This window comes from Mycolicibacter nonchromogenicus, assembly GCF_002101775.1.
In the GTDB taxonomy this organism is placed as follows: Bacteria; Actinomycetota; Actinomycetes; order Mycobacteriales; family Mycobacteriaceae; genus Mycobacterium; species Mycobacterium nonchromogenicum.
Genome location: NZ_LQPI01000018.1, coordinates 20,359 through 36,522 on the forward strand (window position 1 = coordinate 20,359; position 16,164 = coordinate 36,522).

At 64.9% G+C, this 16,164-nt stretch carries 10 protein-coding genes; 2 read left to right on the forward strand and 8 right to left on the reverse strand.

Features of this window, described 5'->3' with window-relative positions:
- The first annotated feature begins 637 nt into the window (after nt 1-637).
- Both AWC18_RS00675 and AWC18_RS00680 read left to right on the forward strand, forming a co-directional pair.
- Nucleotides 638-1,312 carry a cutinase family protein gene (locus tag AWC18_RS00675; RefSeq protein ID WP_420093291.1) on the forward strand — a complete coding sequence of 225 codons (675 nt, stop codon included), beginning with the start codon at nt 638-640 and terminating at the stop codon, nt 1,310-1,312.
- Nucleotides 1,313-1,404: 92 nt separating this feature from the next.
- Nucleotides 1,405-2,064 (forward strand): cutinase family protein, encoded by a 660-nt coding sequence (locus AWC18_RS00680; protein ID WP_085137018.1) that lies wholly within the window; start codon nt 1,405-1,407, stop codon nt 2,062-2,064.
- A gap of 58 nt (nt 2,065-2,122) precedes the next feature.
- Here the strand turns inward: AWC18_RS00680 and AWC18_RS00685 are convergent, their stop codons facing one another.
- From AWC18_RS00685 to AWC18_RS00720, 8 genes are all read right to left on the reverse strand, one after another.
- Nucleotides 2,123-3,682, reverse strand: a complete 1,560-nt coding sequence (locus AWC18_RS00685) for an acetolactate synthase large subunit (protein ID WP_085137020.1) — start codon at nt 3,680-3,682, stop codon at nt 2,123-2,125.
- 52 nt (nt 3,683-3,734) lie between these two features.
- Entirely contained in the window at nt 3,735-5,126 is a 1,392-nt protein-coding gene (locus AWC18_RS00690) for an FAD-binding oxidoreductase (RefSeq protein ID WP_085137022.1), read from the reverse strand.
- A gap of 6 nt (nt 5,127-5,132) precedes the next feature.
- On the reverse strand, nt 5,133-7,493 hold the full coding sequence (locus AWC18_RS00695) for a Tex family protein (RefSeq protein ID WP_085137025.1): 2,361 nt from the start codon (nt 7,491-7,493) through the stop codon (nt 5,133-5,135).
- An 11-nt stretch (nt 7,494-7,504) separates the two neighbouring features.
- Nucleotides 7,505-10,933 (reverse strand): DEAD/DEAH box helicase family protein, encoded by a 3,429-nt coding sequence (locus tag AWC18_RS00700; RefSeq protein ID WP_085137027.1) that lies wholly within the window; start codon nt 10,931-10,933, stop codon nt 7,505-7,507.
- A complete protein-coding gene (locus tag AWC18_RS00705) occupies nt 10,930-12,135 on the reverse strand; it encodes a Fic family protein (protein WP_208858301.1) in 1,206 nt (401 codons plus the stop codon). Before AWC18_RS00705 ends, AWC18_RS00700 begins: the two co-directional genes overlap by 4 nt.
- A 79-nt stretch (nt 12,136-12,214) precedes the next feature.
- Entirely contained in the window at nt 12,215-13,438 is a 1,224-nt protein-coding gene (locus tag AWC18_RS00710; RefSeq protein WP_085137031.1) for an exonuclease domain-containing protein, read from the reverse strand.
- Nucleotides 13,438-14,538 carry a restriction endonuclease subunit S gene (locus tag AWC18_RS00715; RefSeq protein ID WP_234806390.1) on the reverse strand — a complete coding sequence of 367 codons (1,101 nt, stop codon included), beginning with the start codon at nt 14,536-14,538 and terminating at the stop codon, nt 13,438-13,440. Before AWC18_RS00715 ends, AWC18_RS00710 begins: the two co-directional genes overlap by 1 nt.
- A gap of 2 nt (nt 14,539-14,540) precedes the next feature.
- Complete coding sequence (locus AWC18_RS00720) at nt 14,541-15,998, reverse strand: type I restriction-modification system subunit M (RefSeq protein ID WP_085137033.1); 1,458 nt, start codon at nt 15,996-15,998, stop codon at nt 14,541-14,543.
- Nucleotides 15,999-16,164 lie beyond the last annotated feature (166 nt).

The following is a 16,164-nucleotide window of genomic DNA, read 5'->3' on the forward strand; positions in this document are numbered from 1 at the left end:
CTCTTGCGCCATGCTGTCCCATCCACGGTGTTATCCGGCGGTCAGAGAGCACCGGTCGGCGCAATTTTATCGATGAATGTTCGTTATACCCGGTATTGCAGCGTTATTGGTGCGCCGAACAATTGCCGCGGCAGGTCCCCGGCATCTGCTGGTATGCCGGCGCCCACCGTGGGGCATTCCGCCGGGGATTGCACGCTCGGCGGTTTCAGCACGGTGTTTGGGCACCTCAGCCTTCCGGCCGATTCATCGATGAACATGCCCGCGTTCGTCACCGGCGTCTCAGGACGTTCGCCGCAGGTCTGGGCGTAGCGAGCCGGCGAAGTGGGGTCCGGTGCGCTTGTCAGCACGTCAACCGGCACGCTCATCGCATCGACCCCGGGAATTCAGCCGTCCACTCCCCGGATGCGGACGCCGTAAGAGTTTGCTGGACATGCAAGCGCCGATGGTCGACAAGAAGACACCCGATGGTCGCCTGCCCGTAACCGGGGGCCACTTTCGAAGCAATCTCAGTTGCCGCTCAGACCCCCGACATGAATTACTCAGCATATCTAACGACAGGCGGCCCGCCATGGCCGAATATGTTCACTGCCTGGGGTGTCGGCGCGCGAGAAAGCCGTTCGTATGCCAACATGTACCCGTGAACCCACGACGGATCCTTCGCTCCCTCGGTGTTGTTCTGGCACTGACCTGGCTGCTGCACAGCACCGTCGCCGCCCCGCCCTCCGCCTTCGCGGAGCCCTGTCCCGATGTCCAAGTATTGTTTGCTAGAGGCACCGGCGAGGAAGTCGGCCTCGGGCAGACTGGGCAAGCATTCGTCAACGCGCTACGGACCCGGCTACCCGATCGGTCGATAGACGTCTACGCCGTCGACTACCCGGCCACCAACGACTGGCCCACCGGCATTCAGGGCATCCGTGACGCCGCCTCCCACATCGAGGCCACTGCGGCGAACTGCCCGGACACCAAGATGGTCTTGAGCGGCTTCTCGCAGGGCGCCGCGGTGATGGGCTTCTCCACTGCCAACGCCATCCCAGACGGGGTGGACGCGATCGACGTACCACAGCCGATGCCCGCGGAGGTGGCAGACCACGTCGCTGCCGTGGTGCTGTTCGGAACTCCGAACGACCGGGCGATGAATTTCCTGGGCCAACCGCCGCTGTCCATCGGTCCGGCGTACGCGGCCAAGACCATCCAACTGTGCATGCCCGAAGACCCGGTCTGCTCCGAGGGGCTCAACTTCTCGGCGCACGCGCCCGGCGCCTACAACGACATCGCCGACGAAGGCGCTGCCTACGCGGCAAACCGGCTCTAACCTCCGTTTTCGCTCCGTGCGGTCGACTTTGCGGTTTGCTGATTCGCGACCCGCAGGCCGGCGGCACCAGCGGGACATGTCAGCATTCAAGGATGAATTTGCGTTCCACTGTTCGCACCTTCGCCGCCGCGGCGATGCTCACCGGGACCCTGGTGGCCGCGCCGACGGGTCTGCCCGCCGCAGTAGCCGAACCCTGCCCGGACGCCGAAGTGGTGTTCGCCCGCGGCTCCGGTCAGCCGGTCGGACTCGGGGACGTCGGTGAGGCTTTCGTCGGCTCCCTGCATGAGCAGCTGGCGGGTCTTAACGTCAACGTCTACCCGGTCGAGTACCCGGCGAGCACCGACTACCGCAACAGCGCGACACTCGGTGAGGGCGACGCCACCGCGCATATTCAGAACACCGTCGCCAACTGTCCCAACACCAAGCTCGTGCTCGGCGGCTACTCGCAGGGCGCCAGCGTCATCGCGATGTCCAGCAATGCGCTGCCGGCATCGGTTGCCAACCACGTGGTCGCGGTGGCACTGTTCGGCCCCCCGTCCAGCCCGTACTCCACTTCGCTGTGGGGCGGCCCGCTACCGGTGCTCGCGGCCTCCTACCGCCCGAAGACCATCGACTTCTGCCTGGCCGGCGACATCTACTGCGAAGACAGCGGAAGCGTGGTCCCGCACCTGATGTACGTGCAGGACGGCAAGGCCGTGGAGGCCGCGACGTTCGTGGCCGGCCGGGTCACGGCCGGCCCCAGCGTCAACTGACGCGGCCTGTCTCCAGCCCGCCGTCCAGGCGACCGCGCGGTCCGCGCCGCGCGTCCGGTCAGAACAGGGTCGGGATCCGCGCATCGATCAGATGCGGCCCCGGCTCCGCGACGGCGCGCCGGAACTGGTCGGCCAGTTCCTCGCAGGTGGTGGCCACCGTGGCCGGCACCCCGAATCCCTCGGCGATCTTCGCGAAATCCATGTTCGGCCGCGACAGGTCCAACAGGTCGTTCGCCTTCGGCCCGCCCCCTTCGGCGCCCACCCGGGCCAGTTCGAGGCGCAGGATCGCATACGCACTGTTGTTGATCAGCACCGTGGTGACGTTCAGGTTCTCGCGCGCCATGGTCCATAACGCGGAGATGGTGTAGGCCGCACTGCCATCGGCCTGCAGCGCGATCACCGGCCGGTCCGGTGCGGCCACGGCCGCACCCAGCGCGACCGGCAGACCCTGGCCGATCGCCCCGCCGGTGAGTGTCAGTACGTCATGGCGTGGGGCGCCGGCGGTGGCCGCGGGCAGCATCAGGCCCGAGGTGTTGGACTCATCGGAGATGATCGCGTTGTCGGGCAGCAGCGCTCCGATCACCTGCACCCAGTTCTGCGGGGTGAGCTGACCGGCCGGAAGCTCGGGGACGGCGGCGGGCGCGGGCCGCGGCTGCACACCGGCAGCCACCGCGTCGGCCAGCTGCTCCAAAGCGGCCACCACGTCCGTCTCGAGGCCGCCCAGGTTGTGCACGGTGCAGCCCTCGGGGACCAGGTCACTCGGCTTGCCGGGGTAGGCGAAGAACGACACCGGAGCCCGCGTGCCGGCCACCACCAAGTGCTTGATGCCGTCGAGCTGGAAGGCGGCCTGCTCGGCGAGGTAGCCGAGCCGATCAATCGCCGGGACCCCGGCACCGCGAACGAGCCGGGTCGGGAAGGTCTCGACCAGCGCACGGACCCCGGTTGCGGCGACAACCCGGTCGGTTGCCTCCAACGCGCGCACATCGGCGACAGCCGGCCCGCCGATCAGGATTGCCACCGGCTCGCCGCTGCCCAGCACGGCGGCCACGTCGGCAACCGTCTGTGCGTCGGGAGCGGCCGGGGGGACCGGGTCGACCGGTCCGGCCGCCTGGGCGCCGTCTCCCCAGGAGATGTCGGCGGGCAGGATCAGGTTGGCCACCTGCGCCGGACTGGCCATCGACTCCGCGACCGCTTCGGCGGCGTCGCGTCCGACGTCCGCACCGGAGGTGGTGCGGCGCACCCAGCCGTGAGTCCAGTCGGTCAGGGGTTCGATGTCGGACTCCAGCGGTGCGTCGTACTTCTTGTGGTAGGTGGCGTGATCCCCGATGACATTGACCACCGGCACATGCGCACGGCGGGCGTTGTGCAGGTTGGCCAGGCCATTGCCCAGGCCGGGCCCCAAGTGCAGCAGGGTGGCGGCCGGCTTTCCCGCCACCCGGGCATACCCGTCAGCGGCCCCGGTCACCACGCCTTCGAACAGGCACAGCACCCCGCGCATCTGCGGCACCGAGTCCAACGCAGCCACGAAATGCATCTCGGAAGTACCGGGGTTGGCGAAACAGACCTGCACCCCGCTGTCGACCAGGGTGGCGATCAGGGCCTGTGCTCCGTTGGTCATGTGGCTGCCTTTCTTGACGGGCACCGAAGTACGGGGAAGCGCACACTCCTGCTTATAGAAGCACGCCCGGATTGAGGATCCCGGCGGGGTCGAAGGCATCCTTGATCCGCCGCATCAGGGCGATTTTGACCGGATCCTCCAGTTCCAGGAAATGTTGGGTCTTGACCCGCCCCAATCCATGCTCACCGGAGATGGCGCCGCCCAGGGCCATCGCTGCCGCGAAGATGTCGTGCAGCAACCGGTGGCGGACCTCGTCGTCGGCGCAGAACACCGCCAGGTGGACGTTACCGTCGCCGGCATGTCCGCAGCCGACCACACCCCCACCGGCTGATTGGGCGAATCCTTGTGCCTTGGTGAGAAACTGGTGCATCTCGGCTCGCGGAACCACTACGTCGATGACGTCATGGGCCCCGGCGGCCTTGGCCGTCCAGAATGCCTTCTCCCGCGCCTCGATCAAGGCATGCGCTGAATTGCCTTCCAGCACATAGACATCGTTGGCGCCGAGCGAGGCGAGCAGTTCGCCCAACATGGCCACGTCGTCGTCAAGGCGCTCATGCTCACGGTTCTCCACCCCCACCACCAGGTAGGCCTCCGCGGTCTCACGCACCGCGTCCGGGATACCCAGGTTCAGGTTCTGCGAGTAGCTGATTGCAGCCAGAGTGAGCTTGTCGACGTATTCGAGGATTACCGGATCCACCCCGCTGCGCACCACCGCCGGCACCGCGCGCATCACGGCGGGCAGATCACCGAACGGGGCCAGCAACGTGGCGGAGTGCCCGAGCCGGGGGTAGAGCCGCACGGTGACCTCGGTGGCCAGCGCGCAGGTGCCCTCCGAACCGATGATCAGCTGAGTCAGGTCATAACCGGTGGACAGCTTGGTGATTCGGCCTCCGGTGCGGATCAGCTCGCCGGTCGGCAGGGCAGCCTGCAACCCGAGCACGTTGTTGCGAGTCACCCCGTACTTGACGGCGCGCATACCACCGGCGTTGGTGCCGACGTTGCCTCCGACGCTGGCGGACAGTTCGCCGGGGAAGACGGTGTACATCAGACCCGACTCGGCCGTGGCGCTGTCGAGGTCGGTCAACGTGACACCGGGCTGTACCACCGCAACCTGATTGTCGGTGTCGATCTCCAGGATCGCGTTCATCCGCTCGAACGAGATCAGCAGCCCGTCGGGGCACGGCCGCGCCCCCGCCGACAAGCCGGTCCCCGATCCGCGGGCGGTCACCGGAACCTTCGCCTCGGTCGCCGCGGCCAGCAGCGCCGCAACCTGCTCGGCGGTCTGCGGGCGGGCGACGTAGCTCGGTGTGACCGGCGCTCCGACCAGGGCCTCATCATGGCCGTAGTCGGGACCGATCTGCTCTCCGGTGAGCAGCCCACCCGCTCCGACGATGTCGGCGAACCTGCGCTCCACCTCAGGGGATGAGCTGTCTACCGTGGTCATCGGTCCCTACTTTCCGAATCCGGCGTCACGCAACGCCTGGGCCATCGACCCGCCGGCCGGTGCCGCGTCCCCTCGCCCGCCACCGTGGCCCGGACGCCGCCCCCGATTCTGCTTGGTGTTGTCTGCGCGCGCAGCCGGTTTGGCGCCTGGACCCCGGGTGGATCTGCCGGCCTTGTCCGCCGGCTTGTCGCCGAGCCGCAGTGTCAGGCCAATGCGCTGCCGTTCGACGTCGACGTCGATGACCTTCACCTTGACCACCTGGCCGGAACGCACCACTTCATGCGGGTCGGAGACAAAGCGATCCGCCATGGCCGAGACGTGCACCAGACCGTCCTGATGCACCCCGACATCGACGAAAGCGCCGAAGGCCGCGACGTTGGTCACGACGCCCTCCAGGACCATGCCCACCTTCAGGTCGGCCACCTTCTCCACACCCGCGGCGAACGTCGCCGTGGAGAACGCCGGCCGCGGGTCCCGTCCCGGCTTCTCCAGCTCGGCCAGGATGTCGGTCACGGTCGGGACACCGAACCGGTCATCGGCGAAGTCGCCGGGATTCAGCGACCGCAGCACTCGCTCATCACCGATGATCTCGGCCAGGGAAACTCCCGAGCGGTCCAAGATGCGCCGGACCACCGGGTAGGCCTCGGGATGCACCCCCGAGGAATCCAGTGGGTCATCACCGTCGCGGATGCGCAGGAACCCGGCGCACTGCTCGAATGCCTTGGGCCCCAACCGCGGCACGCCGAGCAGGGCGGCCCGACTGCGGAAGGGTCCGGTCTGGTCACGGTGCGCCACGATCGCTTCGGCCAGGGACTCCGACACCCCCGACACTTTGGCCAGCAGCGGGGCCGAGGCGGTGTTGAGGTCGACACCCACGGCGTTCACCGCGTCTTCGACCACCGCATCAAGGCTGCGGGCCAGGATTCCCGGGGTCACGTCGTGCTGGTACTGACCAACACCGATGGACTTCGGCTCGATCTTGACCAGTTCTGCCAACGGATCCTGCAGCCGCCGCGCGATCGAGACTGCCCCGCGCAGCGTGACATCCAGTTCGGGTAGCTCATGAGCGGCGTAGGCCGAGGCCGAGTACACCGACGCGCCGGCCTCGCTGACCATCGCCTTGACCGGTGCGGGGGCACCGGCGCTGGTGAGGTCGGCGATCAACTCGCCGGCCAGAGCGTCGGTCTCGCGCGAGGCGGTGCCGTTGCCGACCGCGATGAGCTCCACGCCGTGGCGAGCCACCAGGGCGGCCAGCACCGCCTTGGCCTGATCCCACTGCTTCTGCGGCTGGTGCGGGAAGATCGCGCAGGTCTCAAGGACCTTGCCGGTGCCGTCGACCACGGCGACCTTCACCCCGGTGCGAAAGCCCGGGTCGAGACCGAGCGTGGTGCGGTTTCCGGCCGGGGCCGCCAACAGCAGATCTTTGAGGTTCTTGGCGAACACCGCCACCGCGTCCTGCTCGGCGCGTTGCCGCAGCCGCATCCGGGCATCGACTGCCGCGGAGAACGCCAGCCGGGTGTCCCATGCCCACCGCACGGTGTCAGCCAGCCAGGGGGTGGCCGGTCCGGGAGCAGTCATGTCCACGCCCAGCGACTTGGCGACCATCGCGTGATAGGGCTCGTTGCCGCCGCCGTCGAAAGCCAGCGCCAGGGCATCTTCCTTCTCGCCGCGCAACACGGCCAGCACCCGGTGCGACGGCATGGTCTCCAGGGCCTCGCTGAACTCGAAGTAGTCCCGGAATTTCTGTGCTGCAGCGCTTTTCGCGGCATCTTCGGAGCGCGGCATGGTCCGCAGCGAGCCGGCCGACCAGAACTTCTCCCGCACGGCGCCCACCAGCTCGGCGTCCTCGGCGGCACGTTCGACCAGGATCGCGCGCGCGCCCTCCAACGCGGCGGCGGCGTCGGCGACCGCCTCGCCGATGTATTCCGAAGCCAGCTGCTGGGGGTCCAGGCCGGGATCGGCGAGCAGCCGGTCGGCCAGCGGCTCCAGCCCCGCCTCCCGCGCGATCTGCGCCTTGGTGCGGCGCTTGGGCTTGTAGGGCAGGTAGATGTCTTCGACACGGGCTTTGGTGTCCGCGGAGAGCAGCGCGGCCCTGAGCTCGTCGGTGAGCTTGCCCTGTTCCTCGATCGAGGACAGCACCGCGGCCCGGCGGTCGTCGAGCTCTCGCAGGTAGCGCAGCCGCTCTTCCAGGGTGCGCAGCTGCCCATCGTCGAGGCTGCCGGTGACCTCTTTGCGGTAGCGGGCGATGAAGGGAACCGTCGCCCCCTCGTCGAGCAGCGCGACGGCGGCCGCGACCTGTCGTTCGGCTACTTCCAGTTCGTCGGCAAGGCGGGCATTCACCGGTTTGAGGGTCACGTTCGCGGTCACGCCGACGGACCCTACCGAACGTCCCTGACAGCTCCTTGGTGCGGCACGGCGCGGCTTTTGACAACGCGCAGGATGTCTACGATGCCGTCCATGTCGGCCTCGCCGAACATCCCTTCCGGACCGCGCGGCGCGTGGTCGGTGTAGGGCGACTCATAGAGGCGGGCCGGCTCCATCACGCCGTTGTCGGTCAGCTCATCAACGACCAGGTTTACGAATCGGATCTGCTCGACGCTGAACTTCGTGCCATCCAGGTAGATACCAAAGGCCTCGGCCGCCGCCTGACGATCCAGCCCCACCAGCGACCGGACGAACAACCCCAACCCATGCGCTTGTTCGCCGGCGTGCGCGATGTCCTCGGCTCCGCCTGCCCCACTTTCCACGAGCATCTGCTCCAGCGCTTCCAGGTCGGAGGCGGTGAGCTGTTTGTTCCGCCGCAGGCGCTGGAGTGCGACGTGGTCCTGATGCGCTTTGAGGTAGGCCGCTGCCTTGGCGCGGAAGCGGTCCCAGTTTGTTCCAGGGGTGATACCGGGCAGCTCGATCACCGTCGACGCGGTCAGCGCATCCTCGAAGTCGGTGTAGACCCGCACCTTCGTTGTCTTCTCCAGGAACTTGAGCAAGCCGCGGAGCCGGCGTCGGGCAAGTTCGAGCATCGGCAACGTGACGTCAACCCACCACTGGTCGTCGGCGACCTCGGCGAGCAGCTCTTGCTGTGCTGCCACCGACGGGATCGCGGTCTGATTGAGCAGCCCTGATGCGATGCTCTGCACTTGTTCCCGTAGCCGTTCGGCAGCCAGGGTGTCGCTCTCCAGTTGCGCAAGCTGGCGGCGCAGGATGAGCAAGTCGAAACGCTTTGCGTCCTCGTCGGTCTCGGTGGCGCTCGACGGTAGCCCGGCCAGATGTTCGGCGACCTCTCCCGCGGTCTCTTGCGTCAGTGCAGTCCACGCCGCCCAGTCGCCGTAGCGCTCAACCCATTTGCGGTGCGGACGGACCAGGAAGTTCTCCAGGTTCATCCCGACGACGATCCGATGCAGCGACCAGGCGGCGTCGACCCGCAGGCCCCGTTCGGATTGAGTGCCAGCTCCCTCGGCAGGCTCGGTCCCGTCCGGCGGTACTGCCGCATCCAATGCGGTGATCAGGCCCAGCCGAGTCTCGAAGAGCCGCTGGTTCAATGACTTCTGAATTGACCCTTGCGATCCGGGCAGATCCTGGCTGAAGTATTCGAGGTTGCCACAGAAGTCGAAGACGTAGAAGTTTTGCTTGTCTTGTCCCGGACCGAACAAGTCGGGGCGCAGCCGGGTGCCGCGGCCGATCATCTGCCAGAACTTCGTTTTCGACCGCACCAGCTTGAAGAACACCAGGTTGATGACGTCGGGCACGTCGATGCCGGTGTCGAGCATGTCCACCGAGATCGCGATGTGCGGCGCCTTCTCTGGAACCGAGAAGTCATCGATCAGGGTTTGCGCATAGACCGTGCTGTGCGTGATGACGCGCGCGAAGTGACCGGCGTATTCCGGGTATTGGATATTGAACCGCTTCTCGATGAATTCAGCGTGATCCTGGTTCTTGGCGAAGATGATGGTCTTGCCCAACCGGTCTCCGCCGGCAACCTTGCCGCCCTTGTCCATCAGTTCGGCGAGCACCTTGTCGACGGTGTCCTCGTTGAACAAGAACTTGTTGAGCTCCTCCGACGTCACCGCGTCCGGGACAACGCCATCATCACCCCAGTCAAGGGCGTCCCACTCGTCCTTCTCTTCTTCACTCAGGTCGGCGTAGCGGATGCCCTGCTGCAGGAATCGGGTGCCTACCGACACCCCCACCGGCGGAACCAGGAAGCCTTCGGAAACAGCATCTTCGAGGCTGTAGGCGTCGGTAGGAACGCCGTCTTCGAGGTGAAAGAGCCGGTAGGTGTTGTGGTCAACCTCGTCCTTGGGTGTCGCGGTCAGACCTACCAGCAGGGAGTCGAACCAATCGAAGATCGCCCGGTACTTCTGATACACCGAACGGTGCGCCTCGTCGATGACCACCAGGTCAAAATATCCAGGACCGAAGGTTCGCAGCTCCCCCTCGGTATCGTTGATCAGGTTCATCATCGTCGGGTACGTCGAGACGTAAACCCTTCCATCGGTGATTTTTTCCGTGACCAGGTTGACAGTGGTCACCGCTGGAAGGTGCCTCTTGAATGCGTTGGCGGCCTGGGTGACCAGCGCCGTGCGGTCGGCCAAGAACAGCACTCGCTTGACCCAACCGGCCTTCATCAGCTGGTCGACCAAGGCGATGGCCGTGCGGGTCTTTCCCGAACCGGTCGCCATCACTAAGAGGGCCTCACGGCGCTTGTCAGCGAAGTCCTTATCCACCGCCCGGATTGCGCGATGCTGGTAATGGCGTTCGACGATCTCGGTGTCGATCGTCACGTCAGCCAGGGGCTGCCGGGCATGGCGGCGATGAATCGCCAGTTCCAGTTCGTCACGCGTGTAGAAGCCCTGGACTTGCCGGGGCGGGTAGCCGGCCGCGTCATCCCAGATCCAGTGTTCATAGCCGTTGGTGTAGAAGATGATTGGGCGACGTCCGGTCGCCTTCTCCAGACAGTCGGCGTATAGCTTCGCCTGTTGCTGCCCGATCTCGGGACTTTTGCTGGTGCGCTTGGCCTCGACCACGGCCAGCGGTAGCCCATCAGCGCCCCACAACACGTAGTCGGCGTAGCCGATGCCATGGTTGTTGGGCATACCGGTGACTTCGTACTCACGGTCTCGTGCGTCGGTCAGCGGCCAGCCGGCCTCCCACAGCAGCACATCGATGAACCGGTCGCGGGTTTCATCCTCGGCGTAATCGCGGTCATCGACTTGAGCGTTCGTGGCCTGGACTTGCTCGATCTGTGCACGCAGAGCGGCGATCTCGGCGTCCTTGGCTGCGGCCAACTCGTCTCTTTCGGCCAGCGCTCTGGCGTATGCGTCGTCCTGAGCTTTGAACTTGGCGGCGAGCCGGGCGACATCCTCACGGGTCAGCGGAGCTGATCTGGCCGCCAGCGCCGGGTCAAAGACCGCCTTGAGCGGCACCGCCTTCGGGTTGGTGGAGTAATGGAATGCCGCCCACACCATCACGTGATGCAGTTCCTTGAGCGCGTCCAGAGCGGCGCGCGGCGGAATCGGGCGCGGGTCGTGCACCGCGGTGTTGCCGAGCCTGCGAATCAAGTTGAGTTTCTGCGTGATCCCCTGGCCGGCCTTCGCGCGAAATGCGCTGTCATTGATCCGGGCCGAGAGGTCGTCCTTGTAGGGGACGGAAAGGTTCATGATGTCGTAAAGAAATTCGACCAGTTGTTCGGCGGTGCGTCGGGCGTAGAAGCACGCCGAACGCGGGTCGCTGGTCGCGTAGCTCTCCGCTTTGGTGCAGTCGGCATAGACCTCAGGCCAATCAACGACTTTCAGAAAGGCGAAGTTAGTCAACGGGCAGCCCTTCCGGTCAAAACGCCGAGGACGCGCGGCGCAAAGAACCGCCGCTTGTAGGCGTCTGCATCGAGAACGTTGAGAATACCGAGTTCCATCAGCTGACCGATGAGTTTGTTCGCCCGACCGTAGGAGATGCCCAGCACTGACTCGACGTTGCGGACGGTGAACGACGGATTCGCCACCGCGAAATCAACGAGGGACTGGGCGCTGTCGGCCCGCAACGGCGAGTTACGCACGACCTCTTTGAGTTCGTTTTGCACTGCAACCAGTTCGAGCATTTGGCGGCGAGTCGCATCTGCGGAGTCACGCAAGCCGATGCTGAAGAACCGGACAAACTCGTCCCACTTTCCGGCGGTGCTGACAGCCAGCAGGTAGTCGTAGTACTGGCTGCGGCGTCCTTCGAACCACGGCGACACCGTCAATGTCGGTTCGGTCAATACCCCCAAAGCATTCAGGTGCAGGACGATCAGCAGCCGGCCAAGTCGACCGTTGCCATCCCGGAACGGGTGCAACGTCTCCAGCTGATAGTGGGACATCGCAGCCGCGACAACGGGGTCGATCGTGCTGCTGTGGTCACGGCGCATCCAGTCGACCAGATCCTGCAACCCAGTACTCAGTTGGTCGCCAGGCGGCGGCGGAATGAACCGAGCAGCGTGCACGGGCAGCGTGCCGGGATCGGCGCCGTCGCGCACGCCGATGACGACTTGAGTGTCGCGGAGATGCCCCGAATCTGATTCGAGCGGTGTCCCGCGCATCAGGAGCCCCTGCAGGTCCTGCAGCAGGGTCGCCGATATCGGCCGCCCTTCGGCGACCCAGGCAAACCCCTGGTTTGCCATGTGGACGTAGTTGAGGATTTCCACGAGTTCGGCCGAGGTCGGTTCTTCCTCGTCAGCGGTCAGCACTTGATCCAGCGGGGCGTAGGTACCTTCCAGCGCAGCGGTGCTCTGGGCCTCCCGCCGCAACACTGGCAGCCGTAACAGCGTGGGGTCTGGAAGCTGGGCGGCGGTGCTGTCCAATGCCGCCAAAGCGGCGCGAGCAGCGGAAACAGCGAGGAATGTCGGCGGAGTGAACTCCGGCATCTGATCGGCGAGCGGGGCTGGGACGAACGCCTTGTGCCGCCACTCTCGCCCGGATGAGTCGACGCCCCCGATGTCGACGAGCGAGCCGGCATGTTCGTTTACGAACATTGTCAGGTCCACAATGTCACTCTAGTGGTACTTGTGTGACATTGTTGGTGAATCCATGTCACTTTTGAACATCGTGTCCCGGCCTACGTGTTCACGTAGGCGTATCGGCTCTGTACTGCGCAAACATCCGCTCAAACGCTTCCTCGCCGACCACCGGAATCCCGTAGGCGCGGGCCTTTGCCGCCTTGCTGCTCAGCGAGTCGGGGTCAGCGGCGACTACCAGACGAGTGGATTTGGTGACCCCGCCTGAGGTCAGGCCGGCAGCGACGATTGCCGCGATCCACTCGTCGCGGCTACGTGCCATATCGCCGGTGAACACCACCCGATCACCTGTCCGGAGAGCGAATCGGGACTCCTTCGCCTCGGCGGAATTGGCCACCGCCCATTCGAGAGCTTCGGCGACGTCATCGGCAGTGAGGCCGACAGCAGCCGCAACAGACGTGAGGTCGTCGCGCTCCGCCTCGGTGACGACCCCGTCGGCCAACGCCTCCCGCGCGACGCTGCGCAGGTAATCGCGGTGCAGCCGTTTCAGGGTGCCTCGACTGAGGCCCGCCGCTGCGGCGGTGTCGACGAGCTGTCGGGCCTCGGTGCGCGAGATCTCCCGGTCTAACAGGGCGCTTTCCAGGACCAGCAGGTAGGCGGCTTCGTCTTCCGGCAGACCGGGAATCCAGGAGGCTTCCAGAACCGTGCGCAACCATTCGTGCGGATCCGTATAGACCTGACCCCGCAGCACGGCGGCAACGTGCCGTGCCGGCGCCGACGGCGCCGGCCATGCGTAAGCGGCGCAGCGTTTGATGTCGTCGAGCCAGTCGAGGGTGTCGCAGCAGGAGGCCATCAGCCGAGCCATCAACTGCGCGGTCGCGCGCGCATCGCAGAGCGCCGAATGCGCATCGGGCAGCGCGATTCCGAATGCCTCGCAGCAGTGGGCGAGTTTGGCGGCGCCGAGGATGCGACCGGCCCACTTCATCGAGCACAGTGCTGCCGGGCGGTCGACGATGGCGTAGTTGGCCCGTTGCAGTTCGCACAGCAGAAAACGCATGTCGAAGGTGGCGTTGTGCGCAACGACCGTGCGACCGCTGAGCATGTCGAGGACGTGGCCGCTGATGTCACCGAACTCGGGCGCGTCCAGCAGATCGCCGGCGGTGATCCCGTGAATGTGCGAGGCGCCTACGTCGCGTCGCGGGTTGATCAGGGTTGTCCACTCGTCTTCGATCACTCCGCGGTCGTCGGTGAGCACAATCCCGACCTCAACGACGCGATCGGCCCGCTCCGGAACGAACCCTGTTGTCTCGAAATCGATTACCGCGAAGGCCATCAGAGTTCCCCTCGGAAAGCGCGGGATTGGAGGGAGGCGAAGAGTGCGTCGTGCGCAGAGAGAAGTGCGAGCTGCCGATCGCGTTCAGCGTCGATTCTCGACAGGACTAAGGCGAATCGGTCCTGCAGTGCGGTTGGTGGCAGCGCGATCGGTATCGACTGCATCTCGCTGGCATTGATATTGGCTTGGTTGACTGCCGCCTTCGCCATGCTCTTGCGCAGAGCCCTGCCGTACGAACTTGTCATGAATGCATTGACGAATTCGACTCGATGTTCACGGCTAAGCCGCACGCGGACAAGATAGCCAGCGAACGCAAGCGGTTCATCTGTGTGCACCACGCAGGTTTTGCCGACCTTCTCCTTGCTATTGGTGCGATTAAATAGCAGATCACCGCGTTGAAGAGTGAATTTCGGTACATCCTTGTCCGCCAAATCAATCCACTTGAGGTCACTGCGATCCAGGCGTCCCTCATCTGTCACGTTGCCCATGCGCACGATCGGCCATTCTCCGGTATCGCCGGCCTTTGCGGCAGTTCCGTATTGAACGTCCTCAGCCATGTCCCCGATCGTTCCCATGGGCCAACGCCTAGGCCAGTCCCCTGGAGGACCAAACATGTCAAGGAAAGCCGCCTGCTCGAGAAGCGCCAACCGGCCAACCACCTGGTGACGCTTGGCGCGTAGCGCGTCTGCGTGATCGAGTATCGTCGCGATCCGGCGCTGCTCGTCGGGTGGCGGATTCGGCACTCTTAAGTCCTTTAGAAACTTGAAGTGACGTGAATAGCCCGCGTTTGGTAGCCGCACCGACCGGAGGTAATGATATGCAAATTTTGGATCCCATCCCGCACGGACACTGAGCACCTTGACGCCGTCAGCACCCATAGCGAACGGGAAGTCAACATACTTCACTGCTCGAGTGTGATCGCCGAATATGATTACAGGCTGGCTTCCTTTGAAGCGGCGACTCACATCGTCAGTAAACCCGGCGACCAGCTCCTTCCCCTGGTCTACAACAGCAAACTGGCCAACCTCCGCATACTCGGACTGAGGAACCTTCGCATTGCCAGCCGACACATCCTCAAACGCGTCCAGGAAGGGCACCATCCTCACGACAGCATCGCCTTCAACTCCGCCAACCCCGCAGCGATCTCGCCCTCCAACTTCTCGATCTCCGCGATGATCTCCAGCGGCGGCCGGTGCTCGACTTCGTCGTGCACGATCTCCTTGTACCTGTTCAGCGACAGGTCATAGCCCTGGGCAACGATGTCGTCCTTGGGCACGCAGAAGGATTGCTCGGTGCGCGCTCGCTCGAGTTCGGAGCCATCACGCAAAGCCCAGCGCGAGACCACGTCCGGCAGGTCGTTTGCCTCAACCGGGTTGCGCTTGTCATCGAGCGAGAATCCGTCGGCCAGCACGTCGTAGAACCAAACGTTCTCGGTACCACCGGAGTCAGTCTTGGTGAACAGCAGGATCGCCGTCGAAACCCCCGCGTACGGCTTGAACACTCCCGACGGCAGCTTCACTACCCCGTCGAGCTTCTGCTCCTCCACGAGCGTCCTACGAAGTTCCTTGTGCGCCTTCGATGATCCGAACAGCACCCCGTCAGGCACGATCACCGCTGCGCGACCGCCCGGCTTCAGCAGCTTCAGAAACAGCGCCAAGAACAGCAGCTCGGTCTTCTTGGTCTTGACCATTCGCTGCAGATCTTTCGAGGTCGACTCGTAGTCCAGCGAGCCGGCAAACGGCGGGTTGGCGAGGATCAGCGTGTATTTCTCGGAATCCTCGCTGGCGCCCTCAGACAGTGAGTCGCGGTAACGGATATCCGGTGATTCCACTCCGTGCAGCAACATGTTCATGCTGCCGATGCGCAACATGGTGGCGTCGAAGTCGTAACCGTGGAACATGCTGGCGTGGAAGTGCTGCCGCTGCTCGGCGTTCGTCAGTACCCCAGGATGCTGGTCGCGGACGTACTCCGAGGCAGCTACCAGAAATCCGGCTGTGCCACAGGCCGGGTCGCAGATCTCGTCGCCCGGCCGCGGCGCCGTCATCGCGACCATCGCCTTGATGATGTGTCGCGGCGTACGGAACTGCCCATTGACGCCGGCAGCGGCGATCTTGGAAAGCAGATACTCATACAGATCACCGTTGGTGTCGCGGTCATCCATCGGGATGTCGTCGAGCAGGTCCACTACTCGCGACAGCAACTGCGGGGTGGGAATGGTGAACCGAGCGTCACGCATGTGCTCCGAGTATGTCGACCCGTCGCCACCGAGGCCGCGTAGGAACGGGAAGACCTCGTCGGCGACGATCTTGTGCATCAGCGTCGGGTCCTCGTGCTTGAGCTTGGACCAACGCAAATGCTGTTGGCTCGCTCCGAACAGGACGCCGTCGCTGGCGCCGGTGAGGCGCGCCTTCTTTTCGGCAAGCGTGTTCAAGTCGTCCAACCGGCGGATGAACAGCAGATAGGTGATCTGCTCGATGACCTCCAGTGGGTTGGAGATGCCACCGGACCAGAACGCATCCCAGACCCGGTCGATCTTGCCCTTGAGCTCGCCGGTTATCACTGCTGCACCTACCTGTCTGCGGCCGTCGAAGGTTGAACAGAACTGTATATAGGGCGATACCGACAGGAACGGAACCCGTGCCACGCACGCCGGCGGGCGTGCCGCAACCCCGGACGCCCTCATCCACAGTTGCCCGGTCCATCCACAGCTCGCCGTTCGACCCCTA